The sequence below is a fragment of the Shewanella sp. 10N.286.52.C2 genome, assembly GCF_002874545.1.
Lineage (GTDB): Bacteria > Pseudomonadota > Gammaproteobacteria > Enterobacterales > Shewanellaceae > Shewanella.
The window spans coordinates 100,604-124,016 of sequence record NZ_MCTV01000014.1; the positions used below are offsets into that span (position 1 = coordinate 100,604).

Genomic DNA, 23,413 nt, shown 5'->3' on the forward strand with positions numbered 1-23,413 from the left:
GAATTTAGCGATTAGCTGATTAACTGAGTAAAGCGCAATTGCTGCTCAACTATTTCAAACTGCTTTTGCAATGCGCCGCGATTTTGAGACACCACCGCTAAGCTCGCTTTGGCGGCGCTATTGTGCAATTCGACGTTAGCAAATAGCTTTAATAGCATGTCAGCCAGCTCATCGGCATTATTCACCACAGTTAAGCCACCAGCTTGCTCAAGTAAATGGGTGATTTCAGCAAAATTCCAATGGTGCGGGCCAACACTTACTGGCAAGCCCATTGCTGCAGGCTCTAAAGGGTTATGCCCGCCACTTTCAATCAGTGTGCCGCCAATAAAGGCAACATCTGCAGCCCCATACAACATCAACAGTTCACCCATGGTATCGCCCAGCAGCACTTGGGTGTGCTGATCGACCGCCTCATTCATACTGCGCCTTGCTAAATTTAACCCTTGTTGAGTGGTCGTCACAGCGGCAACATTAAATTGTTCAGGGTGTCTTGGCGCCATAATCAGCAGCGCATCAGGATATTGCTCCAACACTTTTTTATGGGCTTGCAACATCATATCAAACTCACCAGGATGAACACTGCCAGCAGCCCATACAGGGGCTTGGCTTCGGTTCCAATCAGCTCTTAAGGTTTTAGCTTGTTGGTATTTGCTGTCATCAATCTGTATGTCAAACTTTAAACTGCCGCAAACATGCAATGACTGAGTGTTGGCCCCTAACGCCGCAAAGCGGGCAGATTCAGCCTCGGTTTGCACCGCAATCGCATCAAGCGCCGTTAACATGGGTAAACTTAGCCCCATTTGCTTATGGTATTTATCGGCAGATTTTTGCGATAAGCGCGCATTAGCTAACACCAAGCGAGTATTATTCTTCTTGGCAAAATGAAGCAGGTTTGGCCACAATTCAGTTTCCATAATCACGCAAAGTTGCGGATTAACCTGCTTAATAAAGCGACTAATACAAAGGTTAATATCAAACGGAAGGTAACAATGCTGCACACTATCGCCAAAAGCCTTTTTAACCTCAGCAGATCCCGTAGGGCTTGTGGTGGTAACCGTAAATGACAGTTGTGGGTACTGTTTCATTAAGCGTTTTATTAACGGTATTGCTGCTAAGGTTTCCCCCATCGACACACTATGAATAAGTACATCAGTTTGCTTTAAGCGCATTAATCCAAAACGCTCGCCCCAGCGGCCGCGATAATCAGGGCTTTTAAACGCACGAAAAGCCAAATATGCCACGATGAGAGGGGATAACAGCAAGAGTAAAACAGAATATACGCCACGAGTCATGAAAACTACTTGATCAATTTTGCTTGTCAGATATCCACAATGTTAACATAATCTAAATTCATAGGGATATGAGCTTAGTCGTACCTAGTTAAGAAATGATTTCTTCATGAGCCTCTTATAATTGGAACTGATATGAAAACCCGCGATAAGATAGTTTTTGCCAGCCTTGAACTTTTTAACGAACATGGTGAACGTAATATCACCACCAATCACATTGCGGCTCATTTAAATATCAGTCCTGGAAACCTGTATTACCATTTCCGCAATAAAGAAGACATTATCAATTCTATCTTCACCATGTATGAATCTAATCTTGAAAATGGTTCAAAGCCTTATGAAGACGTATCAATTGACGTTGAATTATTATTGGGCTATTTCGATGCGATGTTTTATACCATGTGGCAATACCGATTTATGTACGCCAACCTAGCCGATATTTTAAGTCGAGATGAAGCCTTAAAGCAGCGCTATACTCTGGCACAAAAAAGCGTATTAGCACGCTCAAGTAACGTCCTTAAACAACTTAAACAAGATGGTTTTTTAAACGTTGAAGACGATAACATCGTCGAACTTGCAGATACCATGAAGATGATCGTTAGCTATTGGATTAGCTATCAACTGACCCAATCGGGTGCATCAAAAATCACCAAACCTGCAATTTACAAAGGTTTATTACGGGTGGTTATGCTGTTTAAAGCGTATTCAACGCCAATTTCTCAACCTACCTTTGCACGACTTGAGCAGCACTACCGCGAGTTAGTCTCTCAAGACGCCTGCCCAGAGCTTTAATTCAGGTAAATTAAACCGCCCTTACAATCCCATTGCTGGCAACTATAATAATAGCGTTGGCAAAAGGGATTGGCAGTATTTTAATCATAAAATACCGTTTTACTGCCACTTATTAATACTTCCCCAGTTAATGAAAGTTGATTAGTTTTATTTATCCGAAATCACCCCAAGCCCTAATCAATTTTATGTAACCACTGCGCTTAAAAAAAACGCTGTGGCCTTATAAAAATTAAGGGTAGAATGCCGACAACTCCCGATCAGAAATCAGCGCATGTTTTACTTAAACAGCCAAAGGTTGCGATTAACATAATAACCATTATTAGGAGAAATCAGGTGGCCTCTACCTCATTTTACGACCGCATAAATCAACAACTTGTCGATGTTAAAGCTGAAGGCTTATACAAGAGTGAACGTGTCATTGCGTCTGCCCAGCAAACCTCTATCAATGTAAATAGCGAAGAAGTGATTAACTTCTGTGCTAATAACTACTTAGGCTTGGCAAATCATCCTGAATTAATTAATGCTGCTAAGAATGGTTTATCAAGCCATGGCTTTGGTATGGCATCGGTGCGTTTTATTTGTGGCACCCAAGATATTCATAAGCAATTAGAAAATAGCTTAAGTGAATTTTTAGGTATGGAAGATACCATTCTTTACTCTTCATGTTTTGATGCCAATGCGGGTTTATTTGAAACTCTGCTAGATGCGAACGACGCTATCGTCTCTGATGCGCTAAACCATGCCTCTATTATTGATGGTGTGCGTTTATGTAAAGCTAAGCGTTTCCGTTATGCCAACAACGATATGGCCGATCTTGAAACCCAGCTGATTGCCGCGCAAGCTGCGGGCGCACGAAACATTCTTATCGCCACTGATGGCGTGTTCTCAATGGATGGTGTGATTGCCAACTTACAAGGTGTGTGTGATTTAGCCGATAAATACGATGCACTCGTCATGGTTGATGACTCTCACGCTGTGGGTTTTGTTGGTGAAAATGGCCGTGGCACCCACGAGTTTTGCCAAGTAATGGATCGCGTCGATATTATTACCGGTACTTTAGGTAAAGCCTTAGGCGGCGCTTCAGGTGGTTTCACTTCTGCTAAAAAAGAAGTGGTTGACTGGTTACGTCAGCGCTCTCGCCCTTACTTATTTTCAAACTCTTTAGCGCCTTCAATCGTGAGTGCATCAATCCATGTGTTAGAAATGCTAAAAACGGGTCACGATTTACGTGAAGCCGTATGGGAAAACAGCCGTTACTTCCGTGAAAAAATGACAGCAGCAGGCTTTACTTTAGCAGGTGCTGATCACGCCATTATCCCGGTAATGATTGGTGATGCTAAATTGGCAGGTGATTTTTCAAACCGCCTACTCGCTGAAAACATCTACGTGGTTGGTTTCTCATTCCCGGTGGTGCCAAAAGGCCAAGCCCGCATTCGCACCCAAATGTCAGCGGCGCACACTAAAGCGCAAATTGATAAAGCAATCGAAGCCTTTACCCGTATTGGTAAAGAAATGGGCATTATTTAGGACTCACTACACATGAAAGCACTAAGTAAATTAAAGCCTGAACAAGGCATTTGGATGGTTGATGCGCCTAAGCCAACAATGGGCCATAACGATCTATTAATTAAAATCCGTAAAACCGCCATTTGTGGTACCGATGTACATATCTACAACTGGGACGAATGGTCACAAAATACCATTCCTGTGCCTATGGTTGTTGGACACGAATATGTCGGTGAAGTGGTCGATATGGGTCAAGAAGTTCGCGGCTTTACTGTTGGCGATCGCGTTTCTGGTGAAGGCCATATTACCTGTGGCCATTGCCGCAACTGTCGCGGTGGTCGCACGCATTTATGCCGTAACACTTCAGGTGTCGGGGTAAACCGTGAAGGTGCCTTTGCTGAGTACTTAGTGATCCCTGCATTTAATGCCTTTAAAATCCCTAACGATATTTCAGATGACCTCGCATCTATCTTTGATCCATTTGGTAATGCAGTACACACCGCATTATCGTTTGATGTGGTCGGTGAAGATGTGCTAATTACCGGTGCAGGCCCTATCGGGATTATGGCAGCGGCAGTATGTAAGCACGTTGGCGCCCGCCATGTGGTTATCACTGATGTTAATGAGTACCGCCTTGATCTTGCTCGTAAAATGGGCGCGACTCGCGCAGTAAACGTTGCGAAAGAAGACTTAAAAGATGTAATGATTGAGTTAGGCATGACTGAAGGTTTTGATGTTGGCTTGGAAATGTCAGGCGTACCATCGGCATTTCATTCAATGCTCGATACCATGAATCACGGCGGCAAAATTGCCATGCTAGGTATTCCTGGCGGTGAAATGGCCATTGATTGGAGTAAAGTCATCTTTAAAGGCTTAATCTTAAAAGGCATTTATGGACGCGAAATGTTTGAAACTTGGTATAAAATGGCCAGTTTGATTCAATCAGGGTTAGATTTGTCTCCAATTATCACCCATCATTTCAGTGTTGATGACTTCCAACAAGGCTTTGATGCAATGCGCTCTGGTCAATCAGGCAAAGTGATATTGAATTGGGATTAATCGCCATATAGCGGATTTATTCTCATCTAAAAAGGGGTTGTATACGTACAATCCCTTGTCACATACTAAAGGCTCTATTGTCGTTTTTACTATCGTCATTTTTTAAAGGATTAACCATGTCAGCGTTTAAGCATTTATCGATTAACGAACTCATTCACATGCAAGAAGATGCCAGTGATGTGCAAATCGTCGATATACGCGATGCCGCCAGCTTTGCCGCAGGTAACATTAAAAATTCAGTGCATCTTACTAATGAAAACATCGCCCACTTTATGGCCGATGCCGATATGGATAAGCCATTAGTCGTGGTGTGCTATCACGGCGTGAGCAGTCAAGGCGCTGCGGGTTACCTTATTGAACAAGGTTTCGATGATGTTTATAGTCTTGATGGTGGATACACAGCTTGGAGTTTAGCTCACGTATGATAGAAATCGGCCAATTACCTAACGCTCGCGCAGCACAGGCATTCATAGACTATTTAAAAGGTCTTGATATTGAATGCCATCCCGTTGTGATTGAAACCGGGGTATCTTTGGTCGTTGAGCAACCATCTCAGGCACAACAAGCCAAATACGAGTTTGAACAGTTTAGACAAAAACCATACCAGAAGAAGTATTTACAAGCCTCTTGGGATAATGGCACCACCCAAACCAAATTAGATTATGGCTCCTCCAGTTTAGGGCTTATCCAGCAGTTTATTACTGGCGCAGGGCCACTAACCCTGATTACCTTCTTTGTTTGTGTGCTGGTATACGCCGGCATGAACCTTGGCTTTGCCAATGGCATTTTTAGCCAGTTATCCTTTTTTGGCGCTGTGCCCCAAAGTGACATTAGCCAAATATGGCGAGTGTTTACCCCCAGCTTGATGCATTTTTCATTAATGCATATCGCCTTTAACTTATTATGGTGGTGGTATCTAGGTGGCAAGATTGAAACCAAACTCGGTAGCAAGCCACTGATCATATTACTTGTCATTGCAGGTAGTTTACCCAGTATTGTGCAATACATGATGACAGGGCCTAACTTTGGCGGCTTATCAGGCGTGGTATACGCCGTTGTTGGCTACACCTGGATAATGGGGCAACGCCAACCCCAATCAGGTATTGGCATTCCCAACAGTTACATGGGCTTTATGCTTGTTTGGCTGGTACTGGGCTTTACCGATTTACTCGGTATGCCCATCGCCAATGGTGCTCATATCGGCGGATTATTGATTGGTTTGGCTCAAGGCGCTTTTGATAGCCGTAAATCAGCCGCTAAATAACCACTAACACATCCCCAGCACTTCTGTGACCAGCTTTTTAATACCCACATTAGCCTCAGCTATGGACGTCGCCAACATATAGGCTGGGGTGGTTACCAGCCGATTTTGCTTATCAATAACGATATCAGCGCAAGTACTCTCTAAATGCTCACCACCCATTTCATTAAACGCCTGTGCGGTACCACTGTCATTACCAATGGTGCCTTGGGGGGCGTTATTAAAAATTCGCGGCAACATAATGGGTGCGATACACATAAAGCCCATTGGTTTGTTGGCGAGCACAAACTCTTGAATAAAACTTTCCACCTGTGGCTGCAGCACGCAATCACTACCTGCAACGGCAAAATCACACAAGTTTTTAGCAGCGCCAAAACCACCCGGGACAATTAAGCCATCAAATTGATCAATATTTAGCGCATTAATATCACTGATTTCACCACGGGCAATGCGCGCCGACTCCTCTAATACATTTCGCTGCGCATCCACATCAACTTCACCGGTTAAATGATTGACTACATGCAATTGATTAATATTTGGCGCAAAACAATGATAGCTCGCCCCTGCCTGAGATAAAGCTAATAAGGTTAAAACCGACTCTTGAATTTCTGCGCCGTCGAACACCCCATTTCCACTGAGTAAAACCGCAATATTTTTCATTACTGATCCCTTGCCATTGTATTAATTTAACCTTTTTTCAACAAATCTATTGATCTGTTCAAAAAACATGCTAACTTAGATTTCCTCAAATCTCCTCATGGTTTAAAACTGAACTAAGAATTCAGTTAATTCAAGGAAGAATATTAAAAAGTCCACAAATTGGGAATATATTTTAAAACTATAATTCAACTCACAAAAATTATATTTACTACAACAAATCAAAGGCTTAACTGTTTTACTTCCTGTCGTAGTTAAAACACACCTAAATGATTAATTAATTCACTCACAGACTTATCCACAGCCTGGGATAAAATTTGCCGTGGCCGAAAAGCCCTGTATGTGGCATTCTAGAGCCATCTCAGAATACTGAATATGAAGCCAAACTATGCCAACAATCCCCAATAACCCACTCGTCCTTGTGGATGGTTCCTCTTACCTTTACCGTGCTTATTATGCCCCACCTCATTTAACTAATTCTAAAGGTGAAGCTACGGGTGCTGTTTATGGTGTAGTCAACATGCTACGCAGCTTAATGAGCCGCTATAATCCAAGTCATATTGCGGTAATTTTCGACGCTAAAGGCAAAACTTTCCGTAATGATATGTATAGCGAATACAAAGCTCAGCGCCCACCAATGCCTGATGATTTACGTACCCAAATTGCCCCATTGCATGCCATTATTAAAGCATTAGGCTTACCATTAATCAGTATTGAAGGTGTTGAAGCCGATGACGTTATTGGCACCATCGCGCTCAAAGCTAGTCAAGAAGGTCGAGCAACCTTAATCAGCACTGGTGATAAAGACATGGCGCAACTTGTAGATGAACATGTCACCTTAATTAACACCATGACCGATACCATTATGGGCCCAGAAGAAGTCACCGCTAAGTTTGGTGTCGGCCCAGAGTTGATCATCGACTTGCTCGCCATGATGGGCGATAAAGCCGATAACATTCCAGGTCTGCCCGGTGTTGGTGAAAAAACCGCATTAGCAATGCTAACGGGGGTTGGCGGCGTCGATAAACTTATCGCCAATCCTGAGAGCGTGTTAGATGTGACTTTCCGCGGCTCTAAAACCATGCCAAAGAAAATTGCCGAAAATAAAGACATGCTGCAGCTGTCATACGATCTTGCCACCATCAAAACCGATGTGGAGTGGGATAATGACTGGGATAAATTAGCCACCAAACCACAAAACCGCGATGAATTAGTTAAGCTTTATGGTGAAATGGAATTCAAGCGCTGGTTAGCAGAAGTATTGGATAATAAATCAGGCTTTAATACATCAAGCAAGTCTAACACCACAGAGGAAATCACGCCTGTCGCTGCGGCCATTGAAGTTGAATATGACACCATATTAACCGAAGCGCAGTTAACCCTTTGGATTGAAAAGCTATCAAAAGCTAAATTAATTGCCATCGACACCGAAACCACCAGCCTAAACTACATGGAAGCAAAGCTGGTCGGTATTTCATTTGCAATAGAAGCAGGTAAAGCGGCTTATTTGCCGTTAGCCCATGATTACTTAGACGCACCACAGCAACTTGCTATGGAGTACGCACTTGAGCAATTAAGACCGATTTTAGAAAATGACCAACTTGAAAAAGTCGGCCAAAACCTAAAATACGATATCAGTATCTTTGCCAATGCAGGCATCAGCCTTAAAGGTGTTCGCTTTGATACCATGCTTGAGTCCTACGTGTTTAACTCTGTCGCCTCTCGTCATGATATGGACGGATTAGCCCTTAAGTATCTTGGTCATAAAAATATTAGCTTTGAAGAAATTGCCGGCAAAGGCGCAAAACAGTTAACCTTCAACCAAATTAATTTGGATGTAGCTGCGCCCTATGCAGCAGAAGATGCCGACATCACCCTGCGTTTACATCAGCACCTATGGCCAAGAATAGAGAAAGAGCCAACACTCAGCTCAGTATTTAATGAACTTGAATTACCGCTAATCCAAGTATTATCAAATATCGAACGTCAAGGCGTACTCATTGACAGCATGCTGCTCAGTCAACAAAGTGATGAACTTGCACAGAAGATTGACGATCTTGAAACTAAGGCTTATGACATCGCCGGTGAGAAGTTTAACCTCGGCTCTCCAAAGCAATTACAGGCATTATTTTTTGATAAACTTGGCTATCCGGTCATCAAAAAGACCCCAAAAGGTGCCCCGTCAACCGCAGAAGATGTACTGGTTGAATTAGCCCTAGATTACCCGCTTCCTAAAATTATTTTGCAGCACCGCAGTCTGTCAAAATTAAAGAGCACCTATACCGACAAATTGCCATTAATGGTTAATCCTGTTACCGGGCGCGTGCATACCAGCTATCATCAAGCCAATGCCGCCACAGGACGTTTATCATCAAGCGAGCCAAACCTGCAAAATATCCCTATCAGAACCGAAGAAGGTCGCCGCATTAGGCAAGCTTTTATCGCCGCTGAAGGCCGTAAAGTATTGGCTGCCGATTACTCGCAAATTGAATTACGCATCATGGCGCATCTTTCACAAGATAAAGGCTTATTGACAGCATTTGCTGAAAATAAAGATATTCATAAAGCCACCGCAGCAGAAGTATTTGGGGTGCATTTTGAAGAAGTGACTACCGAGCAACGCCGCCGAGCTAAAGCGGTTAACTTCGGTTTAATCTATGGCATGTCAGCGTTTGGCTTGGCCAAGCAGCTAGATATCCCACGTAAAGAAGCTCAAACCTACATTGATACTTACTTCGCCCGCTATCCTGGCGTATTGAAGTACATGGAAGACACCCGCGCGTTAGCCGCTGATGTTGGCTATGTCGAAACCCTTTACGGCAGACGACTGTACTTACCTGATATTAAAGACAGAAACGCCATGCGCCGTCAGGCGGCTGAGCGCGCAGCGATTAATGCGCCAATGCAAGGCACTGCCGCTGATATCATCAAAAAAGCGATGATAAAGATCGCCGCTTGGATTGAGAACGACACTCAAGGTGAGATCACCATGATGATGCAGGTGCACGATGAATTGGTTTTCGAAGTGGATGCAGATAAAGCAGAAGCCTTGAAGAGCAAGGTCTGTGAACTGATGGCCGAAGCGGCCTCCATTGATGTGAAGCTATTAGCTGAAGCAGGACTTGGAAACAATTGGGATGAGGCGCATTAGGGTTTAACGACTCACATATACACCTAAACAGATGATGAAACGGATGCGGCTAAACAGATAGTCATTGCCGAATACAAAATACCTGTAATGAAAAATTTACAGGTATTTTTTTTACCTGCTTGTTTACCACTTAGTCTTTTGCACAAAAAACGCTGATAAACCCAGCATAAATTGTGTTGCTGCTCACAATATTGTTCATTTTAACGAAAAACAGTTTTTCATTTAAAGGCTAATACCGTATTATCTTCGCTGTAGGGTACAGAGGTTAAGATGTTCCATCTTTCAGACCTTTTTATTTCACTAGAAATAGTGACAAGCCGAATTATGGCGCTCCAGCATCTATATATGCTGGAGCTTTTTTTTGCCCAAAATAAATTTTAGAGCAAATACTTTAACTACATTTAAGAAACAGGTATTATGAGCTTATTGAGCGTCATCAATGAGTAGATGGCACTTGAGTCTTGTTGAATTTAGCTTCTCCCCAAAAGAGCTAATTTTTTTAACCGATAGCTATTTAGTTATCGGTTTTTTTTTGCCATTATTCGAAACTCGACTTTTAAATGCAAAAAAGGCTACTAAGTACAAAGTCTTAATAGCCTTTTTAAACTGAAGCAAGAATTAGTTATTCTTATTCAGCCTGCTCTTGCGATGCTTGCTCCGCTTCAGTGAGCCAGCTTGGGTTACACCACTCATTTAAAATGCCTAGCACTTTAGGTTTACCAGTCCCTTTAGTAGAAGAGAAAGGTTCAACTTTAACCCAATCCCCATACTCAGCTAACTCTTTACGCACCGCATTAACTGTCTTCATTTTGACGTTTTGCGCGAGCTTATCAGACTTAGTAAGCAAAGCTAACACTGGGATTTCACTCAGCACAGCCCACTCAATCATTTGCAAATCGAGATCTTTAAGCGGATGGCGAATATCCATTAACACCACAACACCGCTTAAACAGGCGCGCTCTTGTAAATATTCACCTAAAGCTTTTTGCCATTTATTTTTTAATGCTAAAGGCACCTTAGCAAAACCATAGCCAGGCAAATCAACTAGACGACGGTTTTCTTCAAGTTCAAAAACATTAATAAGTTGAGTACGACCGGGGGTTTTACTGGTTCTTGCTAAGCCTTTTTGATCCGTTAATGCATTCAAGGCGCTTGACTTACCTGCATTAGAGCGGCCAGCAAACGCTATTTCTACTCCGGCATCACCAGGTAAGTACTCATTTAAGTGTGCAATGTCTGGCGCACTAATTAAAAACTTGGTTTTTCGAAAATCTATACGCGTTTCTGACACGATTTACTCCAATAATTTTTAGGTAATACCTTAATTATGTAAGATTTGCTTACTTTTCCACATTTTCGTGTAAAATATTACCCGGATCACAGTTTGTAGATTTTACCACGCTTGCAGGTCACCCTAGTAAGCTCAGGACAATAAATTAAACAAGAAGTTGGAACGCCATGAAAAAGTTAGCTCTTGCGCTGTCTGTATTTGCCGCTATATCAACCCCTGCAATCGCTGAAGGTAATGTGGAAGCGGGTAAAACTAAATCAGTTATGTGTTCAGCCTGTCACGGTGTTGACGGTAACAGCATTGCTCCTATTTGGCCTAAACTGGCCGGACAGCACGCATCTTATCTAGAAAAGCAATTACATGATTTCCAAGCGGCGGCTAAAAGCGGCGGCAAAGAAGGTCGTAATGATCCTACCATGATAGGCATGTCAATATCCTTATCTGAACAAGATATTAAGGATGTTTCTGCATATTATGCTAGCCAAACATTAAATGTAGCCGATGTGGCGAGTATTCCTGCTGAAGGCGAAGCCCTTTATAAAGGCGGCGATATGGATCGTGGTATCACTTCATGCATGGCATGTCATGGACCAGATGGTAAAGGCGCAGAGCTTGCAGGCTTCCCATCAATTGGTGGTCAACATGCTGATTATGTCAAAATCCAGCTAAATAAATTCCGCGATACAAATCGTAACAACGATCTCAATGGCATGATGCAAGATGTTGCTAAAAAGCTAACTGACAGTGATATCCAAGCATTATCTCAATATATTTCAAGCCTTAAGTAAATTTTACTGCTCGCGCTGACAACGACAAAAAGGGTGACAATTCACCCTTTTTTACAACCTCAAGTTTACGTTTACGTAAACTTGAGGTTATTGAGGCTTGACAGAGATCACTCTTTTAGGGTTAAATAGCCCCGTACCGAAATGAACCCAACTGTCAGAACAAAAATATCAATTCTATCTCACAGATTTCGGCTACGTTTACATTTAAGATATAAGAATAATATTTACCAATAACAATAATATAAATAAGACCACTCACTAAAAATAATAAGAGTAGTGATTTCAGCTTGAAGTCCAGGTCATATAGAATTTGTAAGGATTAGACCGAATGGTCGACACGCTTAAATAGCACTCCCTTACGCAACAGAGATAAAACCCCATAAGGACACTACTTTAAGGATTAAAGTAGCGGCAAAGGAAGCTAATTGCTTAGGATGCACTTGCGGAGGCTTGATATCACTGGACGGTACTTTAAACATGGATTGTTTACTAATGTCATTGAAGACAACTAGGAAATTGATGTGTCATTGAAGACCATCTACGGAAGCTGTGGTCAGGACGGCAACAGGATTTAAATAAAGTGTCATTGAAGACCGATAACAACTAAAAAAGCATGGAAAGCGCTAAAAACAAGAAGGATACTGACCGGGATAGTCACATAGCAAGTACGGATACTTGGAATCAGAATATAGTGTGATAAGCACTGTTTTACGAGGTGGCAGTTTACTGCCACCTTTTTTTATTTCCGCTTTTTGTAATCACTTTCATAATCAACCTAAATCTGCTATTGATTGATATATATCTTTGTTTTTGTTCAGGTGCCTGCTTACTTCAATGATAAAATGTCCCTTGTGCCGTTATCGTGCTGAATTTTTTCTACAAGATAAAAAAAGAGCCTTTTACCGCTGCGATCAATGCGGCCTTGTTTTCGCTAACCCCCAATCCCACCTTATGCCGGCAGCGCAATTACAGCGTTATGGCCGAGCCAATAAAGCCAGCAAGCAAAAGCAACTAATTCAATTTATCAAACCCTTGCTGTCACAGATAAGCGCCCAGCAAAGTGGTTCATTGACAGGGCTCAATTTTGGCAGGGTGCTAGACAAAGCCAGCCTCAACAAAATTGAACACGCGGGTCACCGCCTTTATCAGTACGACCCATTTGTTAAAGCCGATCAACAACTTTTCAATCAGCAATACGATTTCATTTGCTGCTATCGGGTACTAGAGCATTTCCAGCAACCAGGTAAAGAATGGCAATTACTGTCAAAATTGCTAAAACCTGGTGGATGGTTAGCAATAAGTACGTCTTTAATGACTGATTTAAATCACTTTTCTAAATGGCATTTCAAGAATAACCCCACTCACGTTAGCTTTTATCAGCAACAAACTTTCGAGTATTTGGCACAACACAGCGAATTTACGCTATTATTTGCAGCAAAAGAGCTCGTATTGATGCAAAAAACATCAAAGTCTGATATAAAGCGCATCCTTATTTAGTGCAAGGTGGATATGAATCCGTCTAGCCAAATTTTACAACCTAATGAGATCACCAATGGCTCGTAGTAAAAAATCGCGCAAGGGCGGCGAAAATGGCCCTAAACAAGCACCAAGAGTCAAAAAGTCTGAGCGCAAAGTCATCGGCGGCAAGAAGAATGATTCTGGTCGTAAATCAGGTAGCCGTCATAACGAAGCCCTGATTGAAAAAGAATCACCACATGTGAAAACGCAAAAAAATAATGACCCTCGTCATGGTAGCAAGAAGCCTGTTGCGTTATCGATTGCACCAGCTAAAAAAGCAACTGTTGCTGCTAGTGCAAAAGTGAAACAGCCTAAACTGACTGACGAGCAAAAATTATTAAAGCTTGAAGAAGATCCAAGGTTTAATGACTTGCTTGATTTGCTAGAAGAAGGCAAAGACTTAGCCGCTGACGATCAGAAATGGTTAGATAGCCAATTATCTAAAATTGAATCGCTGATGGAAAAATTAGGCATTTCGGATGCTGAAGAATTACCAGCACCAGCCGCTCCGAGTAAAAAAGCCGCTTCAGATGATGATTTATATGAGCGCTTTGAAACAGGCGCGGATGTATTAAAAGACTACCAGTCTTAATCATTACTACTTTTAAATGGCATATCTATTTCAGATATGCCATTTTTCTATTTATTCTAAACTAAGCCTTATTCAAGCCTAACATCACTTTAAGGATAAACTGTGTCTAGCATTGTTATTGTTGTCGCTGTCATCATTGTATTACTTTTAGCTTCTTACGCCGGATACTTGCTATTACAAGTCAAGAAACAACAACAGGCATCACTAGCAGCCAGTAAGCAGCGCACAATAGAAGCCAGAGCCAAAAAACAACAAGTATTAGATGATATCAAGTATATCGCAGCAGCCATGTTAGAAGAGCGCTGTGAGCCTTCTGAAGGGGTAATGCGAATCGCTAAGTTATTTGATACCTTATCCATGTCTGAAGCAATGGCCGTTGAATTCCCGCATATCTTCGAGCATTACGCCTGTATTAAAGATCATCCCATAAAAGATGCACGCAGCGCTTTACCTAAACAGCAGCGAATGAAATTGGACTTAGCCAGAATGAAATCTGAAGCAAAGTTAGAACAAAGCTTGCTTGAAGACGCTAAGAAGTTGAAACAGTTTCATTTCATGCATTAATAACCGACAGTTTTTAACAAATCCCTTAGTTATAAGACAGATAACAGCCTCAACATGGATATTGAGGCTGTGAGCTATGCCACAAATCTACCTAAATGCTAACTTTTCCTGCAAAAATGCACCTAATTGCTAATGAGAAATTTCAAATTTACAACGTAGATCAAGGTTATTTGTTAAAGATACTTGCATACTTCGTACATTGCTAATTTACCCGGAGGACACGCCTTGAAGCAGCCCACACAAATAAGTTGGGATCAGTCAATGATCGAAAAGTATAACTACAGTGGTCCACGCTATACGTCGTATCCAACGGCTTTAGAATTTGACGATACTTTTACTGAGCAAAATCTACTTTCAGCGATTGAAACCAGTAAAAGTGACAAACTGTCTTTATACATCCACATCCCATTTTGTGCCAAGCTTTGTTATTACTGCGGATGTAATAAAGTCATTACTCGTCATGCACATAAAGCTGACCAGTACATTGAATACCTTGCAAGTGAAATTGTTAAGCGTGCCCCGTTATTCAAAAATTACACTGTGACCCAAATGCATTGGGGTGGCGGTACACCTACATTCTTAAACCCAGAGCAAATCTTAACCTTATCAAAGCTGATTAAAAGTCATTTTAATTTTGCTGATGTTGGCGAATTCTCTATTGAAGTAGACCCTCGTGAAATCGAATTAACCATGCTTGATACATTAAAAGAAGCTGGCTTTAACCGTATTTCTATTGGTGTACAAGATTTCAATAAAAAGGTACAAGTTGCCGTAAACCGCGAACAAGATGAGCAGTTTATTTTTGACTTAATGGCTAAAGCAAAAGACATGGGCTTTGTATCGACCAACGCAGATTTAATCTACGGTCTACCGCACCAAACCCCTGAAACCTTTGCAGAAACCATTAAGCGTGTGATTGAGTTATCACCGGATCGTTTGTCTATCTTTAACTATGCGCACTTACCATCTCGTTTTGCCGCTCAGCGTAAGATTAAAGATGAAGATATGGCTTCGCCACAGCAAAAGCTAGATATGTTGCATCAAACCATTGAATCATTAACCGGTGCAGGTTATCAGTTCATTGGTATGGATCACTTCGCTAAGCCAGATGATGAGCTTTCAAAGCTTCAAAATGCCGGTAAGCTTCATCGTAACTTCCAAGGTTATACCACTCAGGAAGAATGTGACCTATTAGGTTTAGGTGTGTCTTCAATTAGCCAAATTGGCGATTGTTATGCCCAAAACCAAAAAGATATCCGTCCATACTACGAGTCGATTGACGAAAAAGGTCACGCATTATGGAAAGGCTGTAGCTTAAATCGTGACGATGAAATTCGTCGTGTAGTGATTAAACAAATGATTTGTCACTTCGACCTCGATTTAGCCAAAATTGAACAGCAATTTGATATTAATTTTGAAGAGTACTTTGTTGAAGATTTAAAACTGCTACAAACCTTCATTGATGATAAATTAGTTGATATCACAGACCGTAAGCTTACCATTAGCCCTACCGGTCGTCTGTTGATCCGCAATATCTGTATGTGTTTTGACGTTTACTATCGTCAAAAAGCACGTCAGCAACAGTTCTCGCGAGTGATTTAGTTTTTACTATCACGCAATAAAAAACCGCTGATTATCAGCGGTTTTTTTATGTTTATTTTCAGCTAAACAGGTAGGAGCTAACTATAACTTTGACGCGTATAGCGCCTTGCGTTCACTGCCTGATAAAAAGGCCATTTCAACACCATTACGTTGCACTTGCATCAGCTGAGCATCAGTTAAACCCAGTTCTGACTTAGCGATACGATATTCATGCTTGATATCAATCGCGCTCACACCAGGATCATCGGTATTAAGACCAATTAATACTCCAGCATCCAGAAACTGAGTAAATGGATGAGCATCATAATCAGCCACAGTTGAAGTATGTAAATTACTTGTCGGGCATGACTCGATTCCAATAGAGTGCTTAACTAAATATTCCATCAACTTAGGGTCGTGGATAGCATTTACACCATGGCCAATTCGAGTAGCACCCAACTCTTGAATTGCTTGCCACATGCTCTCGCTACCGGCCGCCTCACCGGCGTGGGCTGTGATCTGTAAGCCAGCATCTCTCACTCGCTTAAAGTGTTCATTGAATAGCTCACCAGGGAAACCTAGTTCATCGCCAGCTAGATCCATTGCCACCAAGCTATCTCGATGCGCTAACAAGCCATCAAGCTCTAAGCGGCATTTCTCTTGTCCAAATGAGCGCGACAAAATGCCGATTAAGTTAACCTTAACATCATAATCTTTCATGCCAGCTTTGACGCCATCAATAACGGCCTCAACCACGCCTTCAATCGGTAAGTTATGACTCATTGCCATGTAATATGGGCTAAAACGCAGTTCAGTGTAATCAAGCCCTGATACTGCCGCGTCTTCAACATTTTCATATGCTACGCGTTTTACAGCATCTAGATCAGCTAATACGCCCACCATCCAATCCAGCTTAGTCAGGAATGCCACTAAACTATTTTCTTTGCCTTGAATTTGAACAAAGGGAGCCAACTCTGCAATTGAGTTAGCAGGCAGTTGAATACCATGCTGATGGCCAAGCTCCCAAATCGTTTTGACCCGCACGTTGCCATCTAAATGACGATGCAAATCAACCAGCGGAATGGATGTATTGATCATTTTTGCCCCCTATTAAATTTTTTAGCTAAATGTGTTTTTTATTTTATGAACACCCAGCAAGCAAAGTTTAACACGCATCGACAAAAAAACGACCTTAGCAGCAACTAAATTATGCAATCAGTAACAATTATGTCGATGAATTTCACTAGCGAGCATATGATTGAATTGCTATGTTGTGGCTTAGTTAGCTAAATTTGTTATTTACCAACGTTTAAAGGAATTTCCCATGCGAAAGCTCATACTGCCAGCATTAATCATGCTTGCCATATCTGGCTGTAAAATGACTTCAGGTTCTAAAGCTCAATATTATTTAGGCGTTCCCGAAAAAACTGAAACCCCAACTCAGGTAAAAGAAACGGCTACAGCGGCAGTAGTAGAAAATATGAGCCTGAAATCAATTATTGATAACGCTTGGCAAGTAGACTTGGATTACTCGCCGACATTGGCCTATTCATTAGGCGATAAGTCAAAGGCCGATAAATTAGCTGATTTATCACCAGAATCCTTAGCCCAAAAGAATCTACGTCAGAAAAAGCTACTGGCATCATTAAAGCAAATTGATCCGGCCACCCTGTCAAAAACCGACAAAATTAATGCACAGTTATTAGCGTACCAACTGCAAAACAGTGTTGATATGTACAACTTTAAAGATCATTACTTACCGATAACGGCCGAAAGTGGTTTTCATGCTTACATCGCCTCAATCGCTAATGGGCGCTTTAATAGCGTTGAAGATTATCAAGATTATTTAGCAAAACTTAATGCCTTACCCACTTATTTTGCCCAGCAAACATTTTGGCTAAAACAGGGCTTAAGCAGTGGTATTACCCCAGCAAAAGTAACCTTAACCGGTTTTGAGCAAAGTATTAGTGCCTATATTGTCCCTGTTGAAGACAGCGGTTATTACAAACCCTTCACTCAATTTCCCGATCACTTTAGCGAGTCTGAAAAACGGCAATTAACCCAGCAAGGTCGAGATACTGTTGAGCAAAAAGTGCTACCGCTGTATCAAGATTTTTTCGATTTTATGACTGAAGAATATATTCCTAATGCCCGTATTGCGATTGCCGCAAAAGAGCTACCTAATGGCGAGGCTTTTTACCAAAACCGCGTGGCCTATTACACCACCTTAGCCATGACAACCGATGAAGTTCATCAACTGGGTTTATCAGAGGTCGCCCGAATCAAAGCAGAAATGGAACAAGTCATCAAAGAGGTAAAATTTGAAGGCAGCTTTGCTGAATTTCTGCATTTCTTACGCACAGATCCACAGTTTTACCCAAAGACAGCTGAAGAGTTATTAAAAGAAGCTGCTTATATCGCTAAAAAAGCAGATGCTGCTTTGCCTAAACTTTTCGCCACCTTACCTAGAACCCCTTATGGCATTAAACCAGTACCGGCTGAAATCGCCCCTAAATACACTACGGGACGTTACTCTGGCTCAAACCGTGATGATGATCCAGGCTACTACTGGGTCAATACATACGCCCTCGATAAACGTCCGCTATATGAAATGGAAGCATTAACCTTGCATGAAGCAGTACCTGGGCATCATTTACAGATCTCGCTAAATAAAGAGCTAACAGACTTACCCGACTTTAGACGCTTGAGTTATATCTCGGCATTTGGCGAAGGTTGGGGATTGTACTCAGAGTATCTAGGGTTAGAAGCGGGCTTTTACCAAGACCCATACAGTAATTTTGGCCGCTTAACCTATGAAATGTGGCGGGCAGCACGTCTTGTGGTCGATACTGGTATGCACGCAAAAGGCTGGAGCCGTGAGCAGGCCATAGAGTTTATGGCCAGTAACACCGCATTATCACTACACAATGTCACCACCGAAATTGACCGTTATATTTCGTGGCCAGGACAAGCACTGTCATATAAAGTTGGTGAATTAACCATAAAGCGTTTACGTAACAAAGCTGAAGTTGCATTAGGTGAAGACTTTAACATCCGTTTATTTCATGATGCATTGCTAGAAAATGGTTCAGTTACCATGGCGATCCTAGAACAAATGGTTGACGAGTTCATTAGCGAGCAGCAACGAGCAAACTAATAATAGACACTCATTAGAGAGCTAAATTGCCATTTAGCTCTCTATAACCATCTTCCCCATCAGTATCACTGTTTGCTACACTGCCAAGGTTTACATCCAGCCAAACCCTAGTCCTATTTCTTAAAGCTTAAGGTGATCGATTTGTCTTTTTCGTCAGAGCAACAACTTAATAATGATGAGCAGCAACAATTTTGGCAAGCGGTAACGCAAGCCAAACTACGTCAAGACAATGCCGATATTGCCTATGCTTTTGTTCGAAATCCAACCACCAACAAAGCAATTGTCATCAGTAGTGGCAGGGTTGAATGCTATTTAAAATATAAAGAGCTGATGTTCAATATATATCAGCAAGGCTATAGCGTTTATATTCTCGATCATCGCGGTCAAGGCTTGTCATCACGCAGTCAAAAAAATAATCACCAGGGTCACATTGATAAATTTCAGACTTATATCGATGACTTTCATGTTTTTATCAAGCAAATTGTTCAGCCCCAAGCACATGATGCTCTATATCTTGTGGGCCACTCAATGGGGGGAACCATAGGTACTTTGTATATGGGCCAATACCCAAGCACATTTAATGCTGCGGTGTTTTCAGCCCCCATGTATGGCATCAACTTGCCAATGAATAAAGGCTTTATTCGCTCTTTAGCCAAGCTGCTAAATACTTATACTGCAGACAAAGAGCCCAACTATGTTATTGGTGGTAAAAACTATAATGCAACCAGCTTTGCTGACAATGAGCTAACCCATAGCCAAAATCGTTATCAAGCCTCTATCGCGCTGTTTGAGCAGAATCCACAAATTCAGTTAGGCTCGCCCACAAACAACTGGCTATTAGAAGCTATAACAGCAGCTGATAACGCAACCCAAGTGGCCGCAACGAGTATCAAGCCCATTCTTATTTTGCAAGCGACTGAAGACACCATTGTGGATAATGCAGCCCAAGATAGAGCGGAAAATAACTTATGCCAGCTACAAAGGATACACAGCAGTCGGCATGAGATATTTATGGAAGTAGATGAGGTACGTAACCAAGCACTGACAAGTATGTTCGCTTTTCTTGAGCAATACTAATTAGCAGCTATTAATAGCAATTATACTAGCGCCATTGATATTAGTGCCATTAACACTTTAGAAACCCTGATGACTGTCTGAAGTTTGGGAAGTCCAGTTAACTTATAACTTAAACTAACTAAATGGTACTTTCCAAACCACGCTCAGGTTAATTTCTGATTCTAATAAGTGTTTAATGTCTTGTTGGGATAGCGGCCTACTAATTACAAAGCCTTGAAACAAATTACTATTAAGATCGCTCAGTAAACTCAACTGCTGACGATCTTCAATGTGCTTTACTACGACAGGATAATTTAACTGTTTGGTCATATTAATAAGTGAGCGGAATATCTTTCGCGCCTCTTTTGAACTAACAATATCATTAATATAGCCAGTAGCCAGCTTAACCTGAGCAAAATGAATACCATTAAAGCGATGTAACGGACATAAACCTGATCCAAAATCATCGATAGCGACTCTGACACCGGCCCGCTGTAGTTTTAAAATTTTATTTTTTGCAGTGATAGGATTAATAGAAAAGATATCTTCCGACAACTCTAATTGGATTAAATTAAAATTAACGCCTCTTTCTGCAATCTTGTTAAGAATAACATCAACAAACATATCTTGATGAAAATGCCTAGAAGAGACATTAATTGAAAAGCACGGGCAATTTAAATTCGCAGCTTGTAAGCTCTTTATAAATAAGCAAACCTGACTTAACATCCATAATTCAAGTTCAAAAATCGTGTTAGAAAGCTCAGCAACTGGAATAAATTGCTTCGGGCGAATAAAACCTAACTGAGGATGATGCCAACGCATCAATACTTCAACACTTTCGGTATTGCCATGTATATCTACTACAGGCTGATAAACCAAGGATATCTGGCCAGCCTTAATCGCTAACTTTAAGTCCCGTTGTAATTTCAAGGGTTCATTGTGGCTAGCATCCAACAGTAAACTATGTAGCACACAGCTATTGGTCTTACTTTCAATAGCTTTGCATAAAGCTTTATCTGCACGAGAAAGTAACTGACTCGGTTCTAAAGATTCTTGGCCATCAAAAACCACCATTCCAATTTGAGTAAAAACTGAAACATCTTGTCCAGATATGCTGAAACTACGGCCAACCACTTGGCGAACTTCACTTGCTAACGCTAACGCACGTTTATTGGCATGCTCTAAATTATTACCTAAATTTTTTGCTGCAATAACAAATTCATCATCTCCCAGACGACTTAACAAACAGCTATTTGAAAAACTCCCAGCAAGCCTTGCTGAAATCTGCATAAGTAATCGATCAGTGAGTTGCTCACCTAACGCTTCATTTACTAACTTAATGTTGCTTAGATTAATGACTAGCAAGCTGCAATGTTGATTACTTTTACGCGCATAAGCTTGAAGGTCAAACAATTCGTTAGCTAACGCTTCCCGATCAATAATATCTGACACCCCAACATGACTTTGCCTTTCTACAGTAATCTGTTGGTTTTCAAGTTCAGAAGAAACATCGTTTATCGAACCTATGACTCTTATTGGCTTACCCAGTTCATCCCACTGGATAATTTGACCTCTATCTAACACCCAAATGTAATCATTCGCCTTAGTTAGCATCCGATGAACACTTTCGTAATTGCGAGTTTTACCTTGCAGATAATTATTAAGTGCTGCTACCACTGCTTTTTTATCATCTGGATGTAACAAAGCTTCCCAGGCTTCATAGGAGCTAGCGATATCATCGGATTGATAACCTAATATTTCTTTCCAGTGATCTGATAAGAAGACGCCATTGGATATAGTATCCCAGTCCCAAATACCGTGTTGATCTGCATTAATAGAATATAACCAACGCTGCTCAGCATTAGTCAGTCGTTGATTGCTTTCGGCTAAATGTAGCCCTACTTGAACCAATGACTTATTGAGCCAATATAACTCATCGACAAAGGTAGTCACCTTAGTCGATCCCCCTTTAGCATTGACAATATTTTGCGCATTTTTAGTTAAAGTTCTAATAGGCTTAATTAGTACCAAATATAACCCTAAGCAAAAAAGTAGCACAATTATGCCACCAATTGCCCAAATATAAATAAAGCGTTTTTGGAGGCTGTCTGCAGCCTCAGCCATCAATGAGGAGATATTGTACTCAACATAAATCACATCTACCGCGCTAGAATAACTATATTTATCTGAGGCATTGATAGGATAATATGCTTGTATAGAGCCACGCTCTAAATTGGTTTGAATCAGTGGGCGTTTATTGCTTACCGCTTGTTGATGGATGTCATTGATGTAACCATCAATAACATTAGTAGCATTACTGTCACGCCATATGACATGATTAGCGAAGCGAATTTGGCTAGAAGCATCTAAAATGACATAAACCATCATATTGCTATCTATAGCAGTAAGAGAAACCTCTTGTTCAATTCTTGAAGTGTCTTGATTAGCTAACGCTGACTCAATGACATGCGTCATCCGATACAATTCTTTCTCAATGTGCTTAGATTCATTAGCCGCCAGTTGAGAATGCAACTCTTCTCTTTCATAGTAAAACTCCCCACTGACTAATAGAAAGAACAGGGCGCTTATAAAAAAAGGCACTAAGAATGATAGTGAAAATAAAGGTCGCTTTGACAAGGCTACACCGTTGATTGCTAATAAAATATTTGACGCATTAATAACATACTAAAGACGACAGAGATCAACAACAGCTAATCGAAAATATGCCATCAATAAACTTCAGCAACGTAAAAACTTCTGCACAGTAGCACCCTTGGCAAAACACACTTTGCTTGGCGCGACTTAGTGGACTAGCCTTACTATGATCTATTGTTCACTGACATAGCATTATTCAGTCCGTTAGCCCTAAAGATAACCCCTGCTTTTACATGGGTACTGCCCACACTTGCCTTAAGTAATAATATTCAGCAGCTAATGACTCAGCAATCAACATCAGGAATTGTTGTCTTTTACCCCAACTACGAAAAAAACCCTGACTGTTAAGTCAGGCCTTTATCGACTCTCTTACGAGAGATATTAGGCGCTTGCCAATGACCTACTTTCACATGGGCATTCGTCCACACTCATCGCTCACGCTGATATGTTGCAGCTAATAACTCAAGTTATCAGCGTTAGGATTTATTCTTTTTGC

General features: G+C 41.3%; 18 protein-coding genes. 13 read left to right on the forward strand and 5 right to left on the reverse strand.

Annotated elements, in window-relative coordinates:
- Window positions 1-11: 11 nt before the first annotated feature.
- Window positions 12-1,292: a lipid IV(A) 3-deoxy-D-manno-octulosonic acid transferase gene (gene waaA / locus BCU94_RS07130; protein WP_102475998.1), complete on the reverse strand. Its 1,281-nt coding sequence runs from the start codon at window positions 1,290-1,292 to the stop codon at window positions 12-14.
- A gap of 132 nt (window positions 1,293-1,424) precedes the next feature.
- On the opposite strand from waaA, the gene BCU94_RS07135 reads away from it, so the two are divergent.
- The 5 genes from BCU94_RS07135 to glpG all read left to right on the forward strand — a co-directional run bounded on the left by BCU94_RS07135 (window position 1,425) and on the right by glpG (window position 5,910).
- A complete protein-coding gene (locus BCU94_RS07135) occupies window positions 1,425-2,081 on the forward strand; it encodes a TetR/AcrR family transcriptional regulator (protein ID WP_102435876.1) in 657 nt (218 codons plus the stop codon).
- Between the two features lie 333 nt (window positions 2,082-2,414).
- Window positions 2,415-3,608 carry a glycine C-acetyltransferase gene (locus tag BCU94_RS07140; protein ID WP_102475999.1) on the forward strand — a complete coding sequence of 398 codons (1,194 nt, stop codon included), beginning with the start codon at window positions 2,415-2,417 and terminating at the stop codon, window positions 3,606-3,608.
- Between the two features lie 12 nt (window positions 3,609-3,620).
- Window positions 3,621-4,646 carry an L-threonine 3-dehydrogenase gene (gene tdh, locus BCU94_RS07145; RefSeq protein WP_102435880.1) on the forward strand — a complete coding sequence of 342 codons (1,026 nt, stop codon included), beginning with the start codon at window positions 3,621-3,623 and terminating at the stop codon, window positions 4,644-4,646.
- Between the two features lie 116 nt (window positions 4,647-4,762).
- Window positions 4,763-5,071, forward strand: a complete 309-nt coding sequence (gene glpE / locus BCU94_RS07150) for a thiosulfate sulfurtransferase GlpE (protein ID WP_102435882.1) — start codon at window positions 4,763-4,765, stop codon at window positions 5,069-5,071.
- Entirely contained in the window at window positions 5,068-5,910 is an 843-nt protein-coding gene (gene glpG, locus BCU94_RS07155; RefSeq protein ID WP_102476000.1) for a rhomboid family intramembrane serine protease GlpG, read from the forward strand. Before glpE ends, glpG begins: the two co-directional genes overlap by 4 nt.
- 3 nt (window positions 5,911-5,913) lie before the next feature.
- Here glpG and elbB read toward each other — a convergent pair whose 3' ends face one another.
- Window positions 5,914-6,567 (reverse strand): isoprenoid biosynthesis glyoxalase ElbB, encoded by a 654-nt coding sequence (gene elbB, locus BCU94_RS07160; RefSeq protein WP_102435885.1) that lies wholly within the window; start codon window positions 6,565-6,567, stop codon window positions 5,914-5,916.
- 385 nt (window positions 6,568-6,952) lie between these two features.
- On the opposite strand from elbB, the gene polA reads away from it, so the two are divergent.
- Complete coding sequence (gene polA / locus BCU94_RS07165; RefSeq protein ID WP_102476001.1) at window positions 6,953-9,715, forward strand: DNA polymerase I; 2,763 nt, start codon at window positions 6,953-6,955, stop codon at window positions 9,713-9,715.
- Between the two features lie 628 nt (window positions 9,716-10,343).
- Here polA and yihA read toward each other — a convergent pair.
- Window positions 10,344-11,006 carry a ribosome biogenesis GTP-binding protein YihA/YsxC gene (yihA, locus tag BCU94_RS07170; protein ID WP_102476002.1) on the reverse strand — a complete coding sequence of 221 codons (663 nt, stop codon included), beginning with the start codon at window positions 11,004-11,006 and terminating at the stop codon, window positions 10,344-10,346.
- Between the two features lie 167 nt (window positions 11,007-11,173).
- Between yihA and BCU94_RS07175 the strand changes: the two genes are divergently transcribed.
- The 5 genes from BCU94_RS07175 (at window position 11,174) to hemN (ending at window position 16,070) form a co-directional block, all read left to right on the forward strand.
- The gene (locus BCU94_RS07175) at window positions 11,174-11,794 is read left to right on the forward strand and encodes a c-type cytochrome (protein WP_102435891.1); all 621 of its coding nucleotides are present in this window, start codon (window positions 11,174-11,176) and stop codon (window positions 11,792-11,794) included.
- 834 nt (window positions 11,795-12,628) lie between these two features.
- A complete protein-coding gene (locus BCU94_RS07180) occupies window positions 12,629-13,291 on the forward strand; it encodes a methyltransferase domain-containing protein (RefSeq protein WP_102476003.1) in 663 nt (220 codons plus the stop codon).
- Between the two features lie 55 nt (window positions 13,292-13,346).
- The gene (gene yihI / locus BCU94_RS07185) at window positions 13,347-13,904 is read left to right on the forward strand and encodes a Der GTPase-activating protein YihI (protein ID WP_102476004.1); all 558 of its coding nucleotides are present in this window, start codon (window positions 13,347-13,349) and stop codon (window positions 13,902-13,904) included.
- A 102-nt stretch (window positions 13,905-14,006) separates the two neighbouring features.
- Window positions 14,007-14,468, forward strand: a complete 462-nt coding sequence (locus BCU94_RS07190; RefSeq protein ID WP_102436162.1) for a DUF2489 domain-containing protein — start codon at window positions 14,007-14,009, stop codon at window positions 14,466-14,468.
- A gap of 225 nt (window positions 14,469-14,693) precedes the next feature.
- A complete protein-coding gene (gene hemN / locus BCU94_RS07195; RefSeq protein WP_076542040.1) occupies window positions 14,694-16,070 on the forward strand; it encodes an oxygen-independent coproporphyrinogen III oxidase in 1,377 nt (458 codons plus the stop codon).
- A gap of 81 nt (window positions 16,071-16,151) precedes the next feature.
- Here the strand turns inward: hemN and add are convergent, their stop codons facing one another.
- On the reverse strand, window positions 16,152-17,147 hold the full coding sequence (gene add, locus BCU94_RS07200; RefSeq protein WP_102476005.1) for an adenosine deaminase: 996 nt from the start codon (window positions 17,145-17,147) through the stop codon (window positions 16,152-16,154).
- A gap of 226 nt (window positions 17,148-17,373) precedes the next feature.
- Between add and BCU94_RS07205 the strand changes: the two genes are divergently transcribed.
- Window positions 17,374-19,206 carry a DUF885 domain-containing protein gene (locus BCU94_RS07205; RefSeq protein WP_102436166.1) on the forward strand — a complete coding sequence of 611 codons (1,833 nt, stop codon included), beginning with the start codon at window positions 17,374-17,376 and terminating at the stop codon, window positions 19,204-19,206.
- Between the two features lie 132 nt (window positions 19,207-19,338).
- Window positions 19,339-20,283 carry an alpha/beta fold hydrolase gene (locus tag BCU94_RS07210; RefSeq protein WP_102476006.1) on the forward strand — a complete coding sequence of 315 codons (945 nt, stop codon included), beginning with the start codon at window positions 19,339-19,341 and terminating at the stop codon, window positions 20,281-20,283.
- A gap of 114 nt (window positions 20,284-20,397) precedes the next feature.
- Here the strand turns inward: BCU94_RS07210 and BCU94_RS07215 are convergent, their stop codons facing one another.
- Window positions 20,398-22,794 carry an EAL domain-containing protein gene (locus BCU94_RS07215; RefSeq protein WP_241903448.1) on the reverse strand — a complete coding sequence of 799 codons (2,397 nt, stop codon included), beginning with the start codon at window positions 22,792-22,794 and terminating at the stop codon, window positions 20,398-20,400.
- Window positions 22,795-23,413: the final 619 nt, after the last annotated feature.